Raw genomic sequence first — 22,374 nt, forward strand, 5'->3', positions numbered from 1 at the left:
GTAAGACGATCCGTTATACGGTGTATATAGGCGGTGTGACCTCGGTTAGAGGTAGGAGAGTAGTCGAATGGTGAGCTGCAAGTGATGTAGCCTCAGTTGGAGAGTAGAAAGTAGGCGTATGGCGAGCTGCAAGTAATGTAACCTCGGTTGCAATTTGAGAGTAAGTATAATATACGCCGCTAGGCGTTATTTTCATGTCCAAAATGTGCAGTAAACCTAACATTTTTTTGCTATATAAAACTATGGTCGCTATTTGTCGATAAATGATAGAGGACACTACTAGAGCAACTACAAATGAATATGGGGGAACATCGTGAAGAGACTTCGTAAATTATCATTATTGGTCAAGGTTGTTGCTTTGCTGGCACTGGTGTTAGTATTTGCTTTCGGAGGGCTGATTGCATTCAATCTGAATCAATTGAAGAATATTAGTCAGGAGAAAGGGGAACTGGAGGCGAAATATGCGGGCAACGCATTCTCCATCGAATTCGAAAAACAAATTACATCGGTGCATGCCACACTGGAGTCGCTGTCGGATACGTTGATGGAAGCGCGGGACAATGACAGTCTGTCGCGGAAAGAGACGGTAGCCTTGTTGCAGCGAATGCTGGAGCAGCGACCTGGATTGCTGGGCTTCTATACAGTATGGGAGCCTAACGCGTTCGACGGAAAGGATGACGCCAACATAGGGCTGACAAGCTACGATGACCATACCGGCCGATTCCTGCCATACGTCGTGCGCAATGGGAACGACATTCTTATCGAGGCGATCAAGGATTATGACAAGCCGGGCAAGGGTGACTATTATCTCATTCCGAAGCAGACGAAGCAGATGACCTACATGGACCCGTATGTCTGGGAGATAGGCGGACAGAGCGTTCTGATGATGTCGGTCGTGATGCCGATACTGGATGAGCAAGGTACATTCCTAGGGATAGTCGGAGCGGATATTGCGATGGATGATATGCAGGCCATTGCTGGACAATTCACACCACTTGGCGGCTATGTGTCGCTGGTTACCGAAAGCGGTATATATGTGGCCAACCCTAATGATCCGGAATCTATCGCGGGTCATTTCGGCGATAACCAGCAGAAGGAAGAGCTGTGGCAGAACGTCATTCAAGAAAAGACGTTAAGCGGCTACACACTGAACTCGAAGGGGATAAATGTCCTTCGTTCGTTCGAACCGATCAAGCTGCCAGGCAGCGAAGCGGTATGGTACGCCGTGACGGCGGTAGAGAAGGAGGTCATCTTTGCCACATATAATGAGAATCGCATCATCTCGTTAGCAATGGCAATTGCGGCTATGCTATTCATCGGTATCCTGCTGACATTCATCCTTCGATACATGGTGCTGAGGCACATTAACACGTTGATCGGGAAGCTGGAGTTAATGGCCCAAGGTGATCTGACGCAGAGGCTGGAAGTGCGCAGCGGCGATGAATTCGGCCGGATGGCACAATACTTCAACGTAATGACAGAGAAGCTGAGAGACATGTTCAGAATGGCTGCCGATCTGGCTATGTCTGTAGGAGCAGCTTCGCAGCAGCTTACGGCAAGCGCGGAGCAGACGAGTCAGGCATCGGAGAGCATTGCACAGTCAACGCAAGAGATAGCGGCAGGCGCGGAGACACAGCATAAGCACGCTCACGATACGTCGATGGCGATGGCGGAGATGTCGCTCGGTGTGCAGCGCATTGCGGACTCATCTATGGGAGTATCGAAATCGGCGGGCAGCGCAGCGGATCATACGGAGGAAGGCAGCAGGCTGATCCAACGCGCGGTGCAGCAGATGGGGCTTGTACAATCTGCTGTCTCGGAGACGGAAGGGGCATTCGGGCGGCTGTCGGAACGTTCGGATCAGATCGGCGGCATCATCGATCTGATTACGGGTATAAGCACCCAGACGAATCTGCTTGCCTTGAACGCCGCTATTGAAGCGGCCCGCGTCGGCGAGCAAGGAAGGGGCTTCGCTGTCGTAGCTGGCGAGGTGCGCAAGCTTGCCTCACAGACGCAGCAAGCCGCCGAGCAGGTCGGTCAGCTTATTGAAGCTGTCCGCCACGATACGGCATCAGCGGCTTCCGCTATGGCAAGAGGCACCGACGAGGTGGAAGCAGGCGTGAAGCTGGTAGATCAGAGCGGCAATATGTTCCAGTCTATCTTGTCCGAGATGGAGACGGTCAATAGCCAGGTGCAGGAGGTGTCGGCTTCCGTGCAGCAGATGTCGGCAAGCGCGGAGCAGATTACGGCGACGGTAGAGCAGCTGTCCGGCATAGCGCAGGAAGCGGCGGGCAGCGCCCATGGCGTAGCAGCCGCCTCGGAGGAGCAGTTAGCTTCTATGGAGGAGATCTCTTCATCGGCGGAAGCTTTAAGCAAGATGGTGCAAGAGCTGCTGGACAAGATGTCACAGTTCAAATTGTAAATTACGCATAACGATCATGAAGGGCCGCTCCTTGTGGGTGGCCCTTTGTCTGTGATAATAGCGTTTAAAAAGTTCCAGTTGTTGAAGAACAGAAGCCAGAGGATTGACTCGTGCGAGCCGAAATAGTGTATGAATCCTACACAGGAGCGCTAAAAAGGGGCATGCGAGCCGAAATAGTGTATGAATCCTACACAGGAGCGCTAAAAAGGGGCGTGCGAGCCGAAATAGTGTATGAATCCTACACAGGAGCGCTGAAAGTGGGCGTGCGAGCCGAAATAGTGTATGAATCCTACACAGGAGCGCTGAAAGTGGGCGTGCGAGCCGAAATAGTGTATGAATCCTACACAGGAGCGCTGAAAGTGGGCGTGTGTAGTAAGAGTATAGGACGCTTTCAGGAATTTTTATCATGCCGAGCATTGAGGTAACTCGATTCTACGAAATTGAGTATGAAGTAGGGTTATCAGAATCTCATCTTGCATGAAGATAGTCCTGTCGAAACGAGGAGCCACTGTACCTGATCTGGGTGTAGCGGCTCAGCTAACAAAACCTGCATACGCCTGTAGTCGTAATATATCTGCTTACAGGTTCGGCGCTTAGCCGAGTACATCACGCAACCGAAAGCCACCAACCCCGGAACGGATAGAGGGGGTGGTGGCTTTTGCCTAACTTCACCTTATTTCCGGGAAGCCGGTTCCCATTCTGCATACATCTCCGGCACGAACTTTACTTCCGGATAGCTGGCGTCAGGTCCTGCCGAGAGTCCGCCGCCTTCTCCCCTCAGATGCTGATTGAAGAAGTCGAGAATATATGCTTTCACAATCCCGTCAGAGCGCTTCGGAGCAATGTCCCCGTTCAACCCGATATACTTCAGCACAGGAGAGATAAGCTGGGCATCCGAGAAGTTATAATGCTTCGTGCCTTCTACATACAGGACAGACGCGCCGTTCTGCGCAAGCTGCTTGAGATGCGCCAGGTCCAGCTCGAACTCCGCCCGATGCGATTCGTATTCCTCTCGAGTAGCCCCCAGCTTGTCCAGCTCTTCGTCGGTGAACGCGTCCTGTTCTACAAGCTTCTTCTGATTCTGATAGACTTCATCGGACAGCATGAACATGAATGGCTTGTCCAGTGCCGCCTCCTCACGCTTCCTGAACAGCGGACCGTCCATGTTAATGGAAGCTTGAATCCTCTCATCAAATGCCGAATCGTAAGCGGTCGCGCCGCCGAAGGAATGGCCGAATACGCCGATATGAGCAAGCGCGAGCTTGCCGGCCACTTCGCTGGCGATCTCGCCGGACTGAAGCTTCTCCAATTGATCCAGCACGAACGTCACATCCTCCGTCCATACTTGGCTGATTCGATCCAGCGTCGCGATGTCGAAGCCCAGCTTGGAGGTGGTGTTCGTCGTGACTCGGCCATCCGGAAAGAAGGTTGCGAATGTGCTATACGTATGGTCGATGGAAGCGACGATGTAACCGTGGCTGGCCAGCTCCTCCGCTTGCGAGACATGGAAGTGCCTGGTTGTGCCGAAGCCGTGGTTGAGGATGATGACAGGGTAAGCGACCTGATCGCCGGCAACCTCCGCGCTCATGTAGGAATGGCTTGGGATATATTTCAGATAGTCGCCGAACGCTTCGACCGGTCCCTTCAGGCTGCCCAGCATCTCTGCAATCTGCTCACTCTGCGACATCCGGGCCATGTCCGGGAAGAAGAGCTCGGGCTGACCGCTTGTCCGCTCTGCGGGATACCAGAGCTGAACGATCAGCTCACGCTTGCCTTCGGTTGCGTCGTCGAACGTCTCTTCGCGCGCCTCGTCAATCCAGTGGAATTGCTCCGTTCCAATCGCATATTGTCCTGTCGGATCAGGCATCTTCACGACCGGGAAGGCATACAGCAGCAAGCCGGTCTTGAGCAGCAGCAGCGAGACGATCGTGTAGAAGGGGATCGTCAGAGCCTTGGATAATCGCCTGCGCGCTTTCCCCGTCATATAGTCCGCTGTTGCCAATGCAATAGCGGTTGCTGTGAACAGGTAAGGCACGATTAGGTGAATGCGGTAGCCTTCCAGCGTCAGATGCAGGACTAGTAGCAGGGCGCTCACACTGCCGGCAATCAGCAGATGGAGACGGCGGTTATGCTTCGCTGCCAGCAGGAAAGCCAGATAACCGATATTGCTGGCGAGCAGCAGCCATTCGAATATTCTCAAGTGGAATCATCCTCTCATTGATGTATTAATGCCATTTTAGTAGGGAGGATTATCTTTTTTATGTCACGAATCTTACTTGTTTCTTACTGCTCCCTCTGTCTCCTATAAAAAGTAAACATTATTTATTTCCTGAAGAACTGGGTTGTTGAGTGTAACAACATAGGCATAATGAGTTCATATCCATTCAAAGGGGAGAGGAAATGAAGAGTAATAGAAATCGGCGAGCACGTTTCATAATATTTACCAGGACCCGTCCGATCCGAAGCATCAAATGCTGCGTAACCTTATAGACAATTACGAAGCGGAGCATTTAGGCGTGAAAATCGATCTGAACTCATACAACACCAAGTAGCATGTTCAATTAATAATTGTATGAAAAATCGTACAAAAGTGATGGATCGAGCGTCGAGACGCGGTAGTTTGTATGAAAAATCATACAAATGTGGCAAAAATGCACCGTCTGGCAGTGGAGTTGTATGAAAAATCGTACAAAAGTGATGGATCGAGGGTCGAGGCGCGGTCGTTTGTATGAAAAATCGTACAAATGTGGCAGAAATGCACCGTCTGGCAGTTGAGTTGTATGAAAAATCGTACAAATGTGGCAGAAATGCACCGTCTGGCAGTGGAGTTGTACGAAAAATCGTACAAAAGTGACGGATCGAGCGTCGAGACGCGGTAGTTTGTATGAAAAATCATACAAATGTGGCAAAAATGCACCGTCTGACAGTGGAGTTGTATGAAAAATCGTACAAAAGTGACGGATGGAGCATCGAGGCGCGGTAGTTTGTATGAATTCCAAACACCTTCCTGAGTGCGAGTCTTTAGATTCAAATTGCCCGCACGAATAATGGAGTAACCAATCGTTTGGAAGAGAGCCTTTGCAAATGCGACAATTGCAACGGCTCTTTTTCGTCCCGGCATGCAGTGCGAGAAAAGAAAAGGATGGCGGAAAGCTTGAAGCGAGGGAGTAGTCGGTTAGGCGGCTATAGAGAATAGCACATAGATGAAATGCGGGGTAAGCAACAGGACATTTTTTGGCTTGTATAATAGTACAAGACCTTCCAACTACTTGAAACAAATGACATAATTGCTGCGTACTAACAAGGGGAAGCTGACGGTAGTATGAGGAAAACTTGGCAGACAAAAGCATACCCCTTGAAATCAAAAAATAAGTTAAGTCATAGCGAAGGAGGTGTGTACGGGTGGGTGCCATGAAATGGCTGAAACTGGCGGGATTGGTCGTCGGCACCACGATTGTGAATGTCATCGTCCTGTCGCCAGGACTGCTGGGGGTGCGATTGGGCGGGGACAGCGCGATTGAGACCGCTTTCGCTGCGACTGTACTCATTATGAGCCTCATTGTCCTCTTATATGGCAGCTACGTGCTGACGAAGCCAACCGCTATCGTGCCGGTACAGCATATTCAGTCGCATGAGGACTATGCGGCCGCACTGGAACGCTACAGAGATGTCAAGCCGTTGGCGAAGGAGATCGTGCTGGCATTGGATCAATTAGAGCGAATAGTGAGGAAGAAAGGGGCCTTGATGGAGGTGCTGAGCCAGCGCTTCCAGCCGCAAGAGCTTAGCTATAGGAAGTTCACCGCTGTCATTGCGGAAGTGGAGAAGCTGTTCTATGCCAACTGCAGAAGCATGCTGAACAAGTTGGGCGTATTCGATGCTTCGGAGTTCTCCAGGCTTGCGAGCGGGGAATTGCCCAATCGCTTCTCGAGCAAGCTTCTGCATGAGAAGCGGGAGCTTTATGCTTCCTATATGTCGGCGGTATCCGGCTACCTGGATGCGAATGAGAGCATCCTGCTGAAGCTCGACAAGCTGCTGCTTGAGATCGCGCGGCTGGACAGCATGGATTATCGGGATGTCGAGAATATGGCATGCATGAAGGAGATTGACGCACTAATCAAGCAGACGAAATATTATCAGGCATGAAAGGGAGATGGAAATGGCCAGCAGAGGGAAATCAGGGAAAACGTTCATCACAATGCTGCTGATCGCAGTCGTTGTGTTCGGTCTTGTGTATGTCGGCATCAGCTTGACGTCCGACCTGGGCAAATCCAAGACAGAGATTACAGCGGAAAATGCGGATAACCAATTGAATAAGCTATATAAGAACATCCATGTGTCCAATGCAGAACCGATAAAAGGACAGATCGATATCGATCCCGTATCCGTCGGCGATTCATTGCCGGATATTGCGAAGTTTCCCGTATCGGTGGAGCCGGCAACGGCTCACTATGTGGAAATCTTCTCCTCCACGGAGAAATCCGGATCAGGGACCGACGGCTGGCTGAATGAAGTGGCACAGGCTTTCAACCAGTCCGGCATTGAGGTGAACGGCAACATCGCTTTTGTCAAAATACGCAGCATCGCCTCCGGTACCGCTGCCGATTACATAAGGTCAGGCAAGTATGTGCCGGATGCCTTCTCGCCTTCCAACGAATATTGGGGGGAGATGGTGAAGGCACAGGGGATAAAGACCGAGCTGGTGACGAAGCGGCTTGTCGGCAATGTGACAGGGATAGTGGCGAAGAAAGCGAAATACGATGAGCTGATCGATAAATACGGCTCTCTGAATGTAAAGACGATAACGGATGCAATTGCGGCCAATGAGCTTGCTATGGGCTATACGGACCCGTTCGCCAGCTCGACAGGCTTGAACTTCCTGGTGACGGCGCTGGCCACATTCGACAGCTCTAATCTGCTGGGAGAGCAAGCCGTGCAAGGGTTCGAGAAATTCCAGGCGAATGTGCCGTTCATCGCTTCCACGACGCTTCAGATGAGAGATGCGGCGAAGACGGGCATGCTGGACGCCTTCGTCATGGAATATCAGTCTTACATGAACGCAGCGGATATGAAGGGGGGCTACGTATTCACGCCGTTCGGCGTGCGGCATGACAGCCCGCTCTATGCGCTTGGCGACTTGCCGAAGGAGAAGGCAGAGATCATTGCCGCATTCGCCGCGTTCGCTGCCGAAGACGCCTACCAGCGGAAAGCGGAAGAGATGGGCTTCAACGGACACGAGGAGTACATGGCGGAGCTGGAGACGGTTGACGGCAATACGCTATCGGCTGCGCAGAAGCTCTGGAAGGAGAAGAAGAACGGGAACAAGCCGGTCGTCGCCGTATTCGTGGCCGATGTGTCGGGCAGCATGGACGGCGAGCCGCTCCATCGGTTGAAGCAGTCACTGTTGACGGGACAGAAGTATCTGGGCCGCGACAACAGCATCGGATTTCTCTCCTATGCTAATGATGTGACGATCAATCTGCCGATCGGGAAGTACGATACGAACCAGCAGTCCATGTTCGTCGGCGCGATCAACAGTCTGCAAGCCGGTGGGGGAACCGCCACCTTCGACGGGATTGTCGTCGCTATGAAGATGCTGCAGGAGGAGATGGCGGTCAATCCTGACGTTAAGCCGCTTATATTCGTCCTGAGCGACGGGGAGACGAACGAAGGACATTCCTTGAACGACATTCGAGATCTGATCGAAGCGTATCGCATACCGGTCTATACGATCGGCTACAACGCCAACATACAAGCGCTACAGAGTATTTCCAGCATTAATGAGGCAGCCAGCATCAACGCCGACACGGAAGATGTCGTGTACAAGATCGGCAATCTTCTCAATGTGCAGATGTAACGGTCGGTCACGATCATAAGGAGGGGTACAGAAGATGACGTTCACAATGGAAGTGGCAAGCCAGGAGAAGATCAGGTCGGCGATTGCCGAGCAGGTGCAGCCGGAGCCGGAGGAGGTGTCGCAGCTAAGAGAGCTGGCGCAGAGCAACGTGGCGGCGATATTGGACTTGGATATGGAATCGCTGGAGAAGCGGAAGTCCGTGCTGCAGTCGATCGACAGCTTCGGCATGGGCACGCTGCGTTCCTCCTCTGATAAAAATTCGCTTCTGCAAGTGTCCGTCGGCAATCTGTCGAAGGCGGGCGATGAAGGCGGGCAGGTCGCCAAGGATCTGACAGAGCTGAATATTCAGCTGAAGGATCTGGACCCCAGTATCATTGACTTCGCCAAGAGCGGCCTGTTGGGCAAGCTGTTCAACCCGATGCGCAGATATTTCGCCAAGTATCAGAAGGCGGATTCCGTCATCTCCGATATTATCGTCTCTCTGGAGAAGGGGAAGTCCGTCTTGAAGAACGATAATACGACGCTGGAATTCGAGCAGCAGGCGCTCAGGGAGCTGACGAAGAAGCTGGAGAAGGAGGTGCGGCTCGGCTCCATTATGGATGCGGAGATCGAAGCGCAGGTCGAGGCGGCCAAGCAGCGCCAGGAATCGGAGGATCGCATCCGCTTCATTACGGAAGAGGTGCTGTTCCCGCTCAGACAACGCGTCATGGATCTGCAGCAGATGCAGGTAGTCAACCAGCAGGGGATTATGGCGATCGAGGTGGTCATGCGCAATAACAAGGAGCTCATTAGAGGCGTGGACAGAGCAAGGAATGTCACAGTCTCCGCGCTTCGCATTGCGGTCACCGTAGCCAGCGCACTGTATAATCAGAGCATTGTGTTGAAGAAAATCGAGATGCTGAATCAGACGACGGACAATCTGATCAGCAGCACCTCCAGAATGCTGAAGGAGCAGGGAGCGGCCATCCACAAGCAGTCGCTGGAGACCAGCATCTCTGTCGAGACGCTGAAGCAAGCGTTCACGGACGTTATGTCCGCGCTTGACTCGATCAGCACCTACAAGCAGGAGGCGCTTCCCCGCATGCGCGATACGATCCTTCAGTTCCGGGAGCTGGCCGATGCCGGCGAAGTGCAGATCCAGCGGCTGGAGAAGGGGCAGCGGATGGGTCTATAGCTTGCCTTGCATCCCCCTCATAGCTGGTGTTGTTTTCTGTATTCGCCCGGCGTGATTCCGATCGTTTGCTTGAATCTTCGGATGAAGCTGTTTACGTTGAAATAGCCGACTTCAGTTGCGATATCCTTAAGCGGAAGCTTGCTGGTGACGAGCAATTGCTTGGCTCTATTCAGCTTTAGCTGGATTTCATAGTCCAGCAGGCTGGTGCCGGTCTGTTCTTTGAACAGCTGGCTCAGACTGGCTTGCGACATGTGGAAGTGCTCCGCTACTTGCTGAACCGAATAGTCGTAGTCCATATAATGCTCTTGAATATAACCCAGTATATTGTCCAGAAGGGTGCCATTATGGCCCCTTTTTATTTTTTCGAGCGACTCGCTAATATCCCGGCTCAATCGTTTGACCATCTCCACAAGCTCTTCGACCGATTCGTATTCCGCAAGAAGGAACACATCGGGGTAATCCAAGGGGATATGATATTGCTGTTTGTTCAACTCTTTGATCGTCTGCATGACGGCGCTTATCATTTCGAATCCGATCAGCTTGACGATGAACAGGGACGGACGTTCATGCTTGAGGAAGTGAATGATCGACTGCAGCACCTGCTCGATCTCATCAATGTCGCCTTGTCGAATATATAGCTTGAGCTTCTCTGCGGCAAGCTGCGGGTATGCGTCCAGGTTGAACGCGTCAGAAGCGCACTCCTGCCAGAAGATGACGCGCCCCGTCCCCTTGACGAGCCTGTAATCAACGGCAGACATGCCTTCTATGTAGGAACGGGGAATGAGATGAACGTCTCTATAGGCAGTGCCAATGCCGACGGTCGTGTGAAGCTGGAATCGTTCCAGCAATTGTTCCTGAATCCCGGAGAAGACGTCACTCAGGCGAGCGTCATCTCTTTCTTCGCTTGCCAGCACCAATACGAGTTTATTTTGATCCGTGTGATCTCTAGCGTATCCTTCAAGCTCATCAGGCAGCGCATGCTCAATAGCAGTCAATACGGCGTCGATATCCGGCATTCCATTGTGACCCAGTTGAAAGACGACGGCGCGAAGCCATGGCTTAGTGATCGTCAGATTGATTTCCTTCGCACTGTCTCGCAATTGCTCCAGCGTTCCGAACTTCCCCTTCAATACTTGGAACAGAAAGTATTCCTTCGCCGCTACCGCCCCATCCTCAATTCTGGCATGCAGCTCCGTATTCTGATTGTTCAAATAGGCAATCGCATGCTGAACGCTTTCCAATTCATTGCTTCTCGGCGTGTGATCGCTCCATATCCCATCGGCATATTGCTTCAGGCGGCGAATGGGGCGGTAGTTCATTCCCATCAAGTAATAGATGATCGCTCCGCCAATGACAAGAATGAAGCACAATACAAAAATAAACAGCAGCTTTAATGATGTAATTCTCTGCATAACCTCACTTACGGGTACAAGGGTCATATAAGTCCAACGGGTATCTTCAGACTTCAAGTAAGAGAACAGATAGTCTCTTCCGTCGAGCGTCAAGGTTCTGTTCGTACCGGATACAGATTGCTGCAGCGCATGGCGAAATTGATCGGACTGAAGGTATGAAGCATTTGATAAAGCGCTTACAATGTTGCCCTGTTCATCGAAAACGGCCGTATTGCCATTGTAATGCTGCATCGAAGTGGCTAGCACACTATGGAAGGCTTGTTCGGGAACGAGGAACAGCACGGTTCGAGTAGCCTTGAATCCGTTATACGACAATGGCGATAGAAAAGTGACGTGCTTCATCGGCTCCGAATTGTCATTTCTATCCACCACGTCCGTTGCCCGAACTTCAGGTTTAGCGATCGTGTTCAATTTCTCTGTGAAATCTTCGATAGACCAATTCTCATAGCGATAAATACTTGAAAGAAGCATGGATAGCGAATTGGAGCCGGTAGATGTATAAATGTAGTCGTCGCCGCGATGATACAATAAAATATCGGATATAAAATCATGGGTAACTTTATATTCTTTCAATTCTTCCACAACAATGGTGGAATGCAATGGATCATCGAGAAACAAGAACGGCTTTAAATGTTGATTGATGGATAGTTGATTCGTAATAATCCGAATTTGCCGCACCTTATCATCTATATCATCCTGCGTTCGTTCCAGCTGCGTTAGATTGGCTGCTAGAATATCTTGCTTGATAATGTTGATAAAGTAGAAATAGATGAGTCCTCCCAAAATTAGAAATGGGACAAGCAAGATGGCAATATAGGAAACAAGATGTTTGACATACAAACTGCCGGTCCTCACGGTTCTCTGTTTTTTCAATGCGTGATCCCCCTCTTGATGCTGCTATCTCTCGTGTTATTATAGCATTCTTAGTGAAGCTGCAACGCCAAATGATAAAAGTGCATATTGCGATGAAATGCATATTGATTGACTGAAAAGCCCGGGAAACGGCGTCGTTGCAGCGAAAGTGAAGGTGTGTACTCCGGAGGGAAAGTGCATATATACATCGTGTAAGCGCTTCTAGTATTGTTAATGGCATGACAGCAGAGCATAAAAGGAGGCAGTGCATGTGGCACACACAGACATGACTATGATACGGAGGAAAGCCGGCCCCGTTATCGTAAAGGCATCACCTTGGAGAAAGATGATTCGCGATTATCAGCTCTATTTATTGGCTCTTCCAGCCGTTGCCTATTTATTTATTTTTCACTATATTCCCATGTACGGCGTCACGATTGCCTTGAAGAATTACAATCCGCTGGAAGGCATACTGGGCAGCCCGTGGGCCGGGTTTCAGCACTTTGAGCGGTTTTTCAACCTATACCAGTTTTGGCCGCTAATTAAGAATACGATCGGCCTCAGTTTATATCAGCTGATCGTAGGCTTTCCTGTTCCTATTCTATTGGCGCTTCTGCTGAACCAGACAAGAAACAAACGATTCAAATCGTTTGTCCAGACTGTCACCTACGCGCCTCACTTTATTTCTATCGTTGTACTCGTTGGTATGGTTACGCTATTCCTGTCGCCGCGATCCGGCTTCATTAATCATCTGATTGTGGCGTTCGGAGGAGAAGCGATTCTGTTCATGGGCGAACCTGCTTACTTTAAAACGATCTACGTCTTGTCGGGCATATGGCAGAATATGGGATGGTCCAGCATTATCTACCTGGCTGCGCTGGCTTCCATCAGTCCGGAATTGTATGAAGCGGCCAAGGTGGATGGCGCCAGCAAGTGGAAGCAGATTCTTCATATCGATATTCCCGGCATTATGCCGACGGCGATTATTCTGCTCATTCTGAATGTGGGACAATTGTTGAATGTAGGTTTTCATAAAGTCTACTTGATGCAAAATCCGCTGACGGAAGCTTCTCAGGAGATTATCTCCACTTATATTTACAAAGTGGGATTGATTCAAGCGCAATACAGCTTCTCGACGGCTGTCGGGTTATTTAATGCCTTGATCAATATTGTGCTCTTGTTCGGCGTCAATTACTTCGCTCGCCGCGTATCGAACTCAAGCTTATGGTAGGAGAAAGGCTGGTCACGCAATGAATAAGAAATATATATCGGCAGATCGATATTTCGACTGGATGAACTACGCCCTGTTGTCGGTTATTGTGGTCATCATACTGTATCCGCTTTATTTTATCATCATCGCTTCCGTATCGGACCCTACTTATGTAAATAGCGGAGCGTTAAGCTTTTGGCCGAAAGGATTTATGATTAGCGGCTACGAGAGAGTATTCGCTTATACGCAGGTGTGGATCGGTTATCGGAATACGGTATTCTACACGATTGTCGGCACGATTCTCAATGTTTTCCTGACGATGGGCATTGCTTATACATTAAGCCGCAAGCGGTTCTACGGCAAGCGATTGCTGACGTTTTACTTGCTGGTTCCCATGTTTTTCAGCGGCGGTTTAATCCCGACCTTCCTGCTCGTGAAGAGCCTTGGGCTCTACAATTCATGGCTGGCAGTGATTCTGGTCAACGCCGTCAGTATATTTAATGTCATCATCGCCCGTACCTTCATTCAAGGGTCGATACCCGAAGAGCTCTATGAAGCGGCGCAAATCGATGGCTGCAACCACTTTACTTACTTTTTCCGCATCATTTTGCCGCTATCGGGCTCTATTCTTGCGGTGCTGTTCCTTTATTACGGGGTAGAGCATTGGAATGATTTCTTCACCTCATTGGTGTATTTGAATGATTCTAATTTATTCTCGTTGCAGCTTGTTCTGCGGGGTATATTGATTCAAAGCACGGTGCAAGCGGATCTGGTGACGGGTACGGAGGATCTGGTCCGTCAGCAAAATGAAATCGAGCAGATGAAATACGCGCTAATTATTATTACAACGATTCCTCTTCTGGTCGTTTATCCGTTCGTACAGAGGTTCTTTGTGAAAGGCGTAATGATCGGCTCAGTTAAAGCCTAGCGGCTTCTCGAAACGGCGTCTTCATTGAAGACAAGGTTTCTTAAGCGAATAGCATATAGGAGGATCACACATGAACAAAACAAGAATGGGAGTCGCATCGGTTGCCCTGCTTGTCTTGCTGGCAGGCTGTTCGGGCGGTCAAAACGGTGTGCAAAACGGGGGTCAAAACGAAGCGAATGCTGGTCAGAAGGGGAATGAAAGCGCAAAGCCGTCGGCAAGCACATTGCCTGAAGCGGGAACGCTTCCGCTGTCCAATGAGCCGGTGACGCTTAAAATCGGGACGGTTGTCGTGGACGGGGCTCCGGCCAGCAAGGATGTTGTGCTGTGGCAAGAGATTGAGGAGCAGACGAATGTGCATATCGACTTTCAGGATGTCAACAAGAGCCAATGGCCTGAGAAGAAGGGACTGGCATTCGCGAGCAACGAGCTGCCGGAGGCCTATGTCGGGAATGGTATCCTGACAGATGTGGAGCTATTGAATTACGGCGCCAGCGGACTTATTATTCCGCTGGAGGATCTGATTGAAGAGCACGCGCCTAATCTGAAGAAGGCATTCCAGGAATATCCGGAGCTGAAGCAGCAAATTACAGCGCCCGACGGTCATATTTACGCGATTCCTTCCTTCAATGACGACTGGCAGCTGCCGAAGGTGGATGCGCCGCTATTCGTCAATAAGAGCTGGTTGGAAGCGGTGGGAATGGAACCTCCGACAACGACAGAGCAATTCGAGGAAATGCTGAGAGCGTTCAAGGACAACGATCTCAACGGCAACGGGAAAGCGGATGAGATTCCTTACGCCGTGGGTAAGGACTTCGGCTACTTCGTCGATATTCTGGGCACCTTCGGCGTGATGGACACCGACTTCAAGACGCATATCGGACTGGAGGACGGCAAGGCGATCTATACCTATGCGAAGCCGGAGCTGCAGGAGGCGGCCGCCTATCTGCACAGACTGTACTCCGAGGGCCTGATCGATAAAGAAGTGTTTACCCAGGACAGCAGAAGCTTCGGCGCCAAGGTGAAGACGGTTCCCCGCATCGTTGGCGTATTCCAGGGCTGGCGCAGCACAGCATGGGTTAATCAGCCGGAAGAGATGGGCGATTACATCGCGATCGGACCGCTGGCTGGGCCGAGCGGCGATCGGCAGTGGCGCAAGATCAAGAGTGGATTGTCGAACCGCGGCTCCTTCGTCATTACGAATGCAGCACAAAACAAAGAGCTTCTCATCCGGTGGGCAGATCATCTCCTTAGCGATGATATCCAAATGCAGATGGCCAATTCGGGACGATTTGGCGACTATCTAGAGAAGACGAGCGACAACAAAGTGAAGCTGCTGCGTCATCTGGACTTCACGAATCCAGTAGAAAGCACGAATACGCCAGGCAATCAATCGCGAATCGTGTTCATGACAGAAAGCAATTCGAAGCGCCTGAGCGAGGCGACTGCGGTTGCGGCGGAGAAGGCGGAATACGATAAGCTCTACCTGGATTACTTCCCTGAGGAAGTGTATCCGCAAGTGTTCCTGAGCGCTGAAGAATCCCAGGAGATTTCAACAGTGGGCAAGGACATCATCTCTTATTCGGACAGCATGCTGGCGAAGTGGATTGTCAACGGCGGCGTCGAGAAGGATTGGGACGGGTACTTGAAGAAGCTGAACGATATGGGAATGAGCCGCTATATCGAGATTTATCAGCAAGCGCTCGATCGGCAAAATAACGCCAATTAATTGGCGTGGTTACACTAATCATGCGAGGTGCTTAATATGAATCGATCTATCGTATGCGAGCCTTTGAACATGGATTGGGCAGCGATGAAGATGCCTGAGCGCGCCTTGTTCGATGAAGCGCTTGCTTACAGTGTGGAGAAAGTGAGGGGGAATCTGGGCGAGTATACCGACCAGTTCTTATCCCCTGCCGGCAAGAACAATAATTACTGGCCTGAGGACAATGTAGACTGGACGAACGGATTCTGGAGCGGTATGATCTGGATCGCGTATGCGCTGACAGAGGATGAGCAATTCCTGCGGTCGGGCCGAATTCATAGTGAGTCCTTCAAGAAACGGCTGGAGCAAGACGTCGTTCTGCAGCACCATGATATCGGGTTCCTGTATACGCCGTCTTGCGTAGCGGATTATAAGCTGACCGGCGATACGACCGCCAGGGATACAGCCATTGCAGCCGCGAATCGGCTCGCCCGATTGTACAGGCCCGTTCCCGGCATTATTCAGCGCGGCGGAGATATGGCTGATCTGTCGCACCGCTTCACCGGCATATTCATTGTAGACTGTCTTATGAACATTCCTCTGTGGTATTGGGCTGCGGAAGAGACGGGGAACAAGGATTGGCAAGAGATGGCTTACCAGCATGCCAAGAACAGCCTGATTGCGCTTGTGCAGGATAACGGCGCCGTCGTGCAGCATGGACATGCCGATGTCCGGACAGGCGAGCTAACCTGCGATCCGGAAGCTTCGCAGGGCAAGGGCGGATGGGATGCCTGCTGGTCCAGAGGACAGGCTTGGGCCATGTACGGGTTCGCATTGTCTTACAGCTATACGAAGGATCGCCGCTTCCTGGAAGCGGCGCAATGCCTGACGAATTATTACCTGAATCGGCTGCCGGACGATCTGATCGCCAACTGGGATTTGGCGTATACGGAAGATGATGCGCAGCGGGACACCTCTGCGGCGTCTATTGCCATCTGCGGCATGCTGGAGCTGGCATCCCAACTCCCTATATACGACGATTATAAGCGGACTCTGGAGAGTGCGGCGCTGAAGATGCTGGAATCCTTGACCAGGAAGTATCTGACGACGAAGGAAGAGAGCTCCAACGCCTTGCTGAAGGGCGGCGTCTACGCGTACCGGATCGACAATGGCATCAATGAGCCGTGCGTATGGGGAGATTACTATTATATGGAGGCGCTGTGGCGAGTGCTTCGCCCATTCAACAGATTCTGGTAAATGCTTGCGAATATCCTGACGCATGAATCAAAGGAGGAATCAAGCAAATGAAGAGACTCAAGAAATCCAGCTGCTTGTTGCTATTAATGTGCATGATTTCGGCACTTCTTGTGCCTGTGTCTGAACGGACGGCATACGCCTCTGATGAATACGATCTGCTAAGGGTAAAATGGACGGACTACTTGACGGGAGGCGGCGGGTATAATCCCGCCGATCTCGATATTGCCGCCGCTATCACGGCAATAACGGATAAAGCTTCCAACGCCGGAGGGACGGGCGCTTGGGATACAATGGACACAAGTCCGGGGCGGACTTATCTGTGGAGCGACTTGACCAGTACGACGAATTCCGGCCATCTGACGAGCAATTACAGCCGACTGCGGGATATGGCTGTCGCTTATTCGACTGTCGGATCGACGCTATATCAGGATACAGCTCTGGAGAGCGCCATTGTCGGCGGTCTGGACTGGATGTACGCCAATCGGTATAACGAATCCACCGCCAAGTACGGGAACAACTGGCATTGGGACATTGGCGCCCCTCTTGTTCTGGGCGATGTTATGGCGTTAATGTACGATTCCTTGTCCGCTGTTCAGATTGCGAACTACAGCGCTGCGGTCGACCACTTCACACCGGGAGTCGGAGCCGTCGATACGGGGGCTAATCGGCTGGACAAGGCACTTATCCTTATGCTTCGCGGTATTGTTGGCAAAGACAGCGGCAAGCTTACGCAAGGCCGGGATGCCGTCAGCGCTGCACTGCCCGACGTGTCCTACAGCAAGTGGCAGGCCAATATGGCATATGGCGACCGAGACGGGTTCTATTCGGATGGCTCCTTCATCCAGCATAACTATGTTCCCTCTACTGGCTCCTACGGCATCGGACTGCTCGGCGGAGTGACCAAGCTGACCATGGTGCTCCAAGGCTCGACGTGGACAATCACCGATCCTAACCTAAGCCATGTATATGACTGGGTTACGGAAGTATTCGATCCTCATATCTACCGGGGATTGGTGATGCATGGCGTTATGGGAAGAAGCATCGCACGGTCCAAAATCTACAGAGGACCGGACATGTATGTCCTGCGCCTGTCGGAAAGCGCTTCGCCTACTCAGGCAGCGTTATTCAAAAGTATGGTGAAATACTGGATTGAAGCGGACTCTACGCTGGCCAACCCTTATGAAAATCGGCGGATTAGCGACATCGCATTATTGAAATCGCTTACAGATGATGCATCTGTCTCCCCTCGGGGAGATCTGACCCTGCATAAGCAATTTTCGGTGATGGATCGCATCGTCCACTTAAGGCCAGGCTTCGCCTTCGGAGTCAGTATGTCGTCTTCGCGCATATACAATTACGAGTCCATTAACGGAGAAAACTTGAAGGGCTGGTATACCGGCGAGGGCATGACCTACTTGTACAATAATGATCTAAATCAGTATACGGACGCCTTCTGGCCGACGGTGAACGCTTATCGCTTGCCGGGTACGACTTCGGACGGCGCTACCAGGGGTCAGGGGTATGCGTCTACGAAATCCTGGGTTGGCGGTTCTGTCATCGATCATGAATACGGCGCGGCAGGCATGGATCTCGACCCCCATAACAGCAGTCTGTCGGGCAAAAAATCATGGTTCATGTTCGACGATGAGATCGTCGCTCTAGGGGCAGGCATAACGAGTACGGATAATCGCAACGTGGAGACGATTGTAGACAACCGTATGCTGAATGCCGCTGGCGATAATACGCTTACCGTTGACGGAACAGTCCGCTCCGGGCTGCTGAACTGGTCAGAATCGATGAGCAATGCCGATTGGGCGCATCTGGCCGGGAATGCGGCAGATTCTGACATCGGCTACTACTTCCCGCAATCTCCGACGGTGCACGGCCTGCGCGAAGCGAGAACGGGTAGCTGGCAGCAGATTCACAGCAGTGGAGATCCTGCTCCTCTGACAAGGAATTACTTGAGCATGGCACTGAATCACGGTACAAATCCGGCCGATGCCTCCTATTCATATGTTCTGCTGCCGAACAAGAGCGCGGCTGCCACATCCGGCTACAGCGCTAATCCCGATATCACAATTATGGCCAATAATGCCCATGTGCAGGCCGTCCATGAGAAGAATACCGGGGTGACGGCCGCTAACTTCTGGAGTCCGGGGACAGTTGGACCGATCCGATCCTCTAATCCTGCATCGGTCATGATAAGAGAGAATGGCAATGAACTGACGATTGCGGTGTCCGATCCCACGATGCTGCAAAACGAAGTGGCGGTCGAGCTGGGGAGAGCTGGCCTGTGCATTGAGAGCTATGACCCCGAGGTTTCGATCAAGCAGTTTACGCCGACGATCAAATTGGCGGTGGACACGACGCAATCATGGGGGAAAACCTATACGGTCAAATTCAAGTACAATCCCGAAGTAGAGGTGCCTCTGACGGAGACGCTGCTGCCTGTCGCCGATGCTTATGTAAGAGGAGGCGTACATGGCAACAACAATTACGGTTCCTCCAGCTTCACGGTGATCCAGGATGCCGTGAATCCGGATTTCAGCCGCAAGACTTATATGAAGTTCAATCTGCCTGACGGGGCTGTGATCCGTTCCGCCAAGCTGCGCATTCACGGCAGAAACGCGACGGATACGCTCCCTGTAACCGTCAAAGCATACGGGACGGCGGACAATTGGACGGAGAACGGCATCACCTGGAATAATGCGCCGTCTGCCGCTACCGCCATGCTGTCCTCTTCCGGCGTAGACAATATCCCTGCTTACCATGAATTCGACGTTACTGAATTTGTGCAGGGAGAGACGGCGGATGGTATTGTTTCCTTTGTCCTGTTAAGTGATGGTGATGAAGGGGAATACCTGGATTTCAGTACAAGAGAAAGCGCCGATCATAAGCCGGAATTAGTTATAGCATATTAGTGGAAAGCTTTGCTTTGTTATCCGGCTAGCTGTTGTTGCCCCATTCATTGGCGAATGGGGCTTTTTCCATACTACTTCTGCTTGAATAGCATATGCGAACTGATGGGAGCGTGACGCCAGGCGCTGGCTTTGTCACAACATGCGAATGTGCTTAGGTGGATTATTGCTCCGCCGCCTGCATCAGCTCATAAATTTTGCGAGTCGTATTCACATTGCGGATCGTAACCAGCTTGTACAGCTTGGTGCCGATAATTTTGGACATGCCGCTCTTCGTCACGTTATTACGATCTACCGACCAGATGACCGCTCCGGGAGCATAGACGGCCCGGTCAATCTCCGGCTTTAATGGCAATTGCTCCATAACGGATTCGTCATTCACTTCGTCCCACAGGAAGAGTACGTCACTTTTCATCGTCTGATCGTTCACCCAACTATCCGGTAACGCGCTCATCACATTCTTGAATTCATCCAGGCTTCGAACCACCACTCGTATAGGCAATCCGAAATCGGCGAGAATGGCTTCTTCCAGTACGGCAACCAGTTCATCTTTGCTCAATGAAGATTGCGTGAAGATGATATTACCTGTATTAATATAAGTTTTGACATGATTCATGCTCACACGTTCAAACGTTGTTTTAAGCTGCTTCATATCAATTTTATTGTTTCCGCCGACATTGATCCCTCTCAGCAAAGCCACATAGACCAACAATATCCCTCCTGTCGATATTCCATGTATAATTGAGATACAACGAGAAAGCAATTTCATTGCACATGTGTGCGGCAAGCTGCGTAGTCGTTAAGACTTGATCTTATAGTAACGTAGTTGTAAAAGAATGTATATCGCAGGAGATGAACGGCGAGTAATATTGAAATGATCTAACGTAGAAGGGGGCATGAAGCATGTACGAGTTGAAGACCAAGGAAAATGATAACAGTGTGATTGAATTTATCGAGAATGTAGAGCAGCCCAGGAAGCGCGAGGATGCCTACAGGCTGCTGGATATCTTCACGGAAACGACCGGTTATCCGGCGAAAATGTGGGGACCAAGCATCATCGGCTTCGGTTCGTATCATTATAAATACGCTACAGGGCACGAAGGCGACGCTCCGCTTGTTGGTTTCTCCCCAAGAAAAGCCAAGATCAGTTTGTATTTTGCGACGGGTGATACGGAGCGAGAAGAACTGCTGAAGCACTTCGGGAAGCACACGGCAGGAAAAGCCTGCGTCTACATCAACAAAGTAGATGATATTGATGTCGAAGTTCTAAAGGCATTAATCCGACAATCCGTTAAGTTTCTCAGGGAAACCTATGGTTCTTGATGCGCGCAATAAGCGAGCGTCTGTATGGCGTCCACCCGTCATCAGATTGACTGATGACGGGTTTTTACTCTTTGCGTACCCTCTGGCGAGGGGTGCTTGCTCTTAATCCACTTTTGAATATTGTGCTATTGTACCCGATGAAACGATGTGTGTCTCCCGATATTGGGATAGTTACTGGCTGAAGGATTACTCCCATTAGCGCTTCGTGAAATGGTTCACGCAGATTGTTGAACTTCTGGTAGAATGGGTTGAGGATTCATGCGAGTGATCTCGCATTCATACCGCCATAAAAAGAAGAATGAGGGAATGCTGTGAATCAAAAATTTGTCATCTATTTGGGGTTAGCTTTTATCGCTGCGGTATGGGGAGTGAATTTTGGGCTCGCACGGTGGGCTATGGACGTATTCGCCCCTGAGCTGTTTGTATTTCTCCGTTTTGGATTAACCGTTCCTTTGATCTTCCTCTTCCTGAGATGGAAGGAGGGCAGTGTTGGTATTGCACTCAGAGATCTATGGAAGCTTGCACTGTACGGCTTCATCGGCGTTACGATCCTGGAAATCGCAGTAATGTATTCTGTGAAATATACTACGATCGCCAACGCATCGTTGTTGAATGTCGCACCCTGGCCGATATTCACCGCCTTGCTCGCTCCGCTGTTCACCAAGGAAAAGGTGACGAGAGTGCTCGCGATCGGCGGGGTGCTGGCCGTAGCAGGAGTCACGTTCATTATTGTCGGTGGCAAGGAAGGCTTCAGCTTTTCATCGCAATATATGTGGGGCAATATGATCGCAATCGGCATTAGTCTGCTTGGGGCTGTATACAATTTGTCTTACATGTCATTGATGGAAAAGTATTCACCGCTGCGCGTTACGGCGTGGATAACCTTATTCGGCGTTATCTTTCTGCTTCCGTTTACTTGGGGGACATGGAGCTCAGTCAAGTGGACGGAGCTTGATGTGTCTGTCTGGGCGGTTTTGTTCTACAATGTGTTCTTCTGCACATTTCTTGCCTTTATCATTTGGAACATTGGTATGAAGCGGATCGGTGCTTCACGGGCGAATTTTTACCGCTATGTCGTTCCGGCGAGCGCTGCTGTCACCGGATATCTCATGTTTGGCGAGACGGTTACGCTGTGGCAGCTGCTCGGCGTGTCCCTCATCGCGGCTGGACTCCTGGGCATTACGCTGGAGCGGCAACCGAAGGAGGAGGGCATCCCGTCAAAGCCTGCAGTCATTGCTTCTATGCCAAAATCTGTACCAAAGAAATCCTAGAGCTTGTTACAGATACGTTTCGAAATTTTTTTAAATGAAATCAAACATTTT

At 50.9% G+C, this 22,374-nt stretch carries 14 protein-coding genes; 11 read left to right on the plus strand and 3 right to left on the minus strand.

Features of this window, described 5'->3' with window-relative positions; all coding sequences use genetic code 11:
• The first annotated feature begins 313 nt into the window (after positions 1 to 313).
• Positions 314 to 2,422, plus strand: a complete 2,109-nt coding sequence (locus ACFQ2I_RS15130; protein WP_377565404.1) for a methyl-accepting chemotaxis protein — start codon at positions 314 to 316, stop codon at positions 2,420 to 2,422.
• Positions 2,423 to 3,095: 673 nt separating this feature from the next.
• Here the strand turns inward: ACFQ2I_RS15130 and ACFQ2I_RS15135 are convergent.
• A complete protein-coding gene (locus tag ACFQ2I_RS15135) occupies positions 3,096 to 4,622 on the minus strand; it encodes an alpha/beta hydrolase family protein (RefSeq protein WP_377565406.1) in 1,527 nt (508 codons plus the stop codon).
• A 1,211-nt stretch (positions 4,623 to 5,833) separates the two neighbouring features.
• On the opposite strand from ACFQ2I_RS15135, the gene ACFQ2I_RS15140 reads away from it, so the two are divergent.
• The 3 genes from ACFQ2I_RS15140 to ACFQ2I_RS15150 are packed head-to-tail and all read left to right on the plus strand — an operon-like array spanning position 5,834 to position 9,450.
• Positions 5,834 to 6,565, plus strand: a complete 732-nt coding sequence (locus ACFQ2I_RS15140; protein WP_377566003.1) for a hypothetical protein — start codon at positions 5,834 to 5,836, stop codon at positions 6,563 to 6,565.
• A 13-nt stretch (positions 6,566 to 6,578) separates the two neighbouring features.
• Positions 6,579 to 8,276 (plus strand): vWA domain-containing protein, encoded by a 1,698-nt coding sequence (locus ACFQ2I_RS15145; RefSeq protein WP_377565408.1) that lies wholly within the window; start codon positions 6,579 to 6,581, stop codon positions 8,274 to 8,276.
• 34 nt (positions 8,277 to 8,310) lie between these two features.
• Entirely contained in the window at positions 8,311 to 9,450 is a 1,140-nt protein-coding gene (locus tag ACFQ2I_RS15150) for a toxic anion resistance protein (RefSeq protein WP_377565411.1), read from the plus strand.
• A 17-nt stretch (positions 9,451 to 9,467) separates the two neighbouring features.
• Here the strand turns inward: ACFQ2I_RS15150 and ACFQ2I_RS15155 are convergent, their stop codons facing one another.
• A complete protein-coding gene (locus tag ACFQ2I_RS15155) occupies positions 9,468 to 11,735 on the minus strand; it encodes a helix-turn-helix domain-containing protein (RefSeq protein ID WP_377565413.1) in 2,268 nt (755 codons plus the stop codon).
• A gap of 271 nt (positions 11,736 to 12,006) precedes the next feature.
• Between ACFQ2I_RS15155 and ACFQ2I_RS15160 the strand changes: the two genes are divergently transcribed.
• The 5 genes from ACFQ2I_RS15160 (at position 12,007) to ACFQ2I_RS15180 (ending at position 19,732) form a co-directional block, all read left to right on the plus strand.
• Positions 12,007 to 12,945: an ABC transporter permease gene (locus ACFQ2I_RS15160; protein WP_377566005.1), complete on the plus strand. Its 939-nt coding sequence runs from the start codon at positions 12,007 to 12,009 to the stop codon at positions 12,943 to 12,945.
• A 19-nt stretch (positions 12,946 to 12,964) separates the two neighbouring features.
• Positions 12,965 to 13,852 (plus strand): carbohydrate ABC transporter permease, encoded by an 888-nt coding sequence (locus ACFQ2I_RS15165; protein WP_377565415.1) that lies wholly within the window; start codon positions 12,965 to 12,967, stop codon positions 13,850 to 13,852.
• Positions 13,853 to 13,922: 70 nt separating this feature from the next.
• On the plus strand, positions 13,923 to 15,578 hold the full coding sequence (locus ACFQ2I_RS15170; protein WP_377565418.1) for a hypothetical protein: 1,656 nt from the start codon (positions 13,923 to 13,925) through the stop codon (positions 15,576 to 15,578).
• Between the two features lie 36 nt (positions 15,579 to 15,614).
• Positions 15,615 to 16,811: a glycoside hydrolase family 88 protein gene (locus tag ACFQ2I_RS15175; RefSeq protein WP_377565421.1), complete on the plus strand. Its 1,197-nt coding sequence runs from the start codon at positions 15,615 to 15,617 to the stop codon at positions 16,809 to 16,811.
• Between the two features lie 47 nt (positions 16,812 to 16,858).
• Entirely contained in the window at positions 16,859 to 19,732 is a 2,874-nt protein-coding gene (locus tag ACFQ2I_RS15180; RefSeq protein ID WP_377565424.1) for a polysaccharide lyase family 8 super-sandwich domain-containing protein, read from the plus strand.
• Between the two features lie 160 nt (positions 19,733 to 19,892).
• Here the strand turns inward: ACFQ2I_RS15180 and ACFQ2I_RS15185 are convergent, their stop codons facing one another.
• Positions 19,893 to 20,438, minus strand: a complete 546-nt coding sequence (locus ACFQ2I_RS15185) for a DUF1697 domain-containing protein (protein WP_377565428.1) — start codon at positions 20,436 to 20,438, stop codon at positions 19,893 to 19,895.
• 194 nt (positions 20,439 to 20,632) lie between these two features.
• Between ACFQ2I_RS15185 and ACFQ2I_RS15190 the strand changes: the two genes are divergently transcribed.
• Together ACFQ2I_RS15190 and ACFQ2I_RS15195 are read left to right on the plus strand one after the other, a co-directional pair.
• Complete coding sequence (locus ACFQ2I_RS15190) at positions 20,633 to 21,052, plus strand: DUF1801 domain-containing protein (RefSeq protein WP_377565431.1); 420 nt, start codon at positions 20,633 to 20,635, stop codon at positions 21,050 to 21,052.
• Positions 21,053 to 21,363: 311 nt separating this feature from the next.
• Positions 21,364 to 22,323 (plus strand): DMT family transporter, encoded by a 960-nt coding sequence (locus tag ACFQ2I_RS15195; protein WP_377565434.1) that lies wholly within the window; start codon positions 21,364 to 21,366, stop codon positions 22,321 to 22,323.
• Positions 22,324 to 22,374 lie beyond the last annotated feature (51 nt).

The sequence above is a fragment of the Paenibacillus chungangensis genome, assembly GCF_042675905.1.
In the GTDB taxonomy this organism is placed as follows: Bacteria; Bacillota; Bacilli; order Paenibacillales; family Paenibacillaceae; genus Pristimantibacillus; species Pristimantibacillus chungangensis.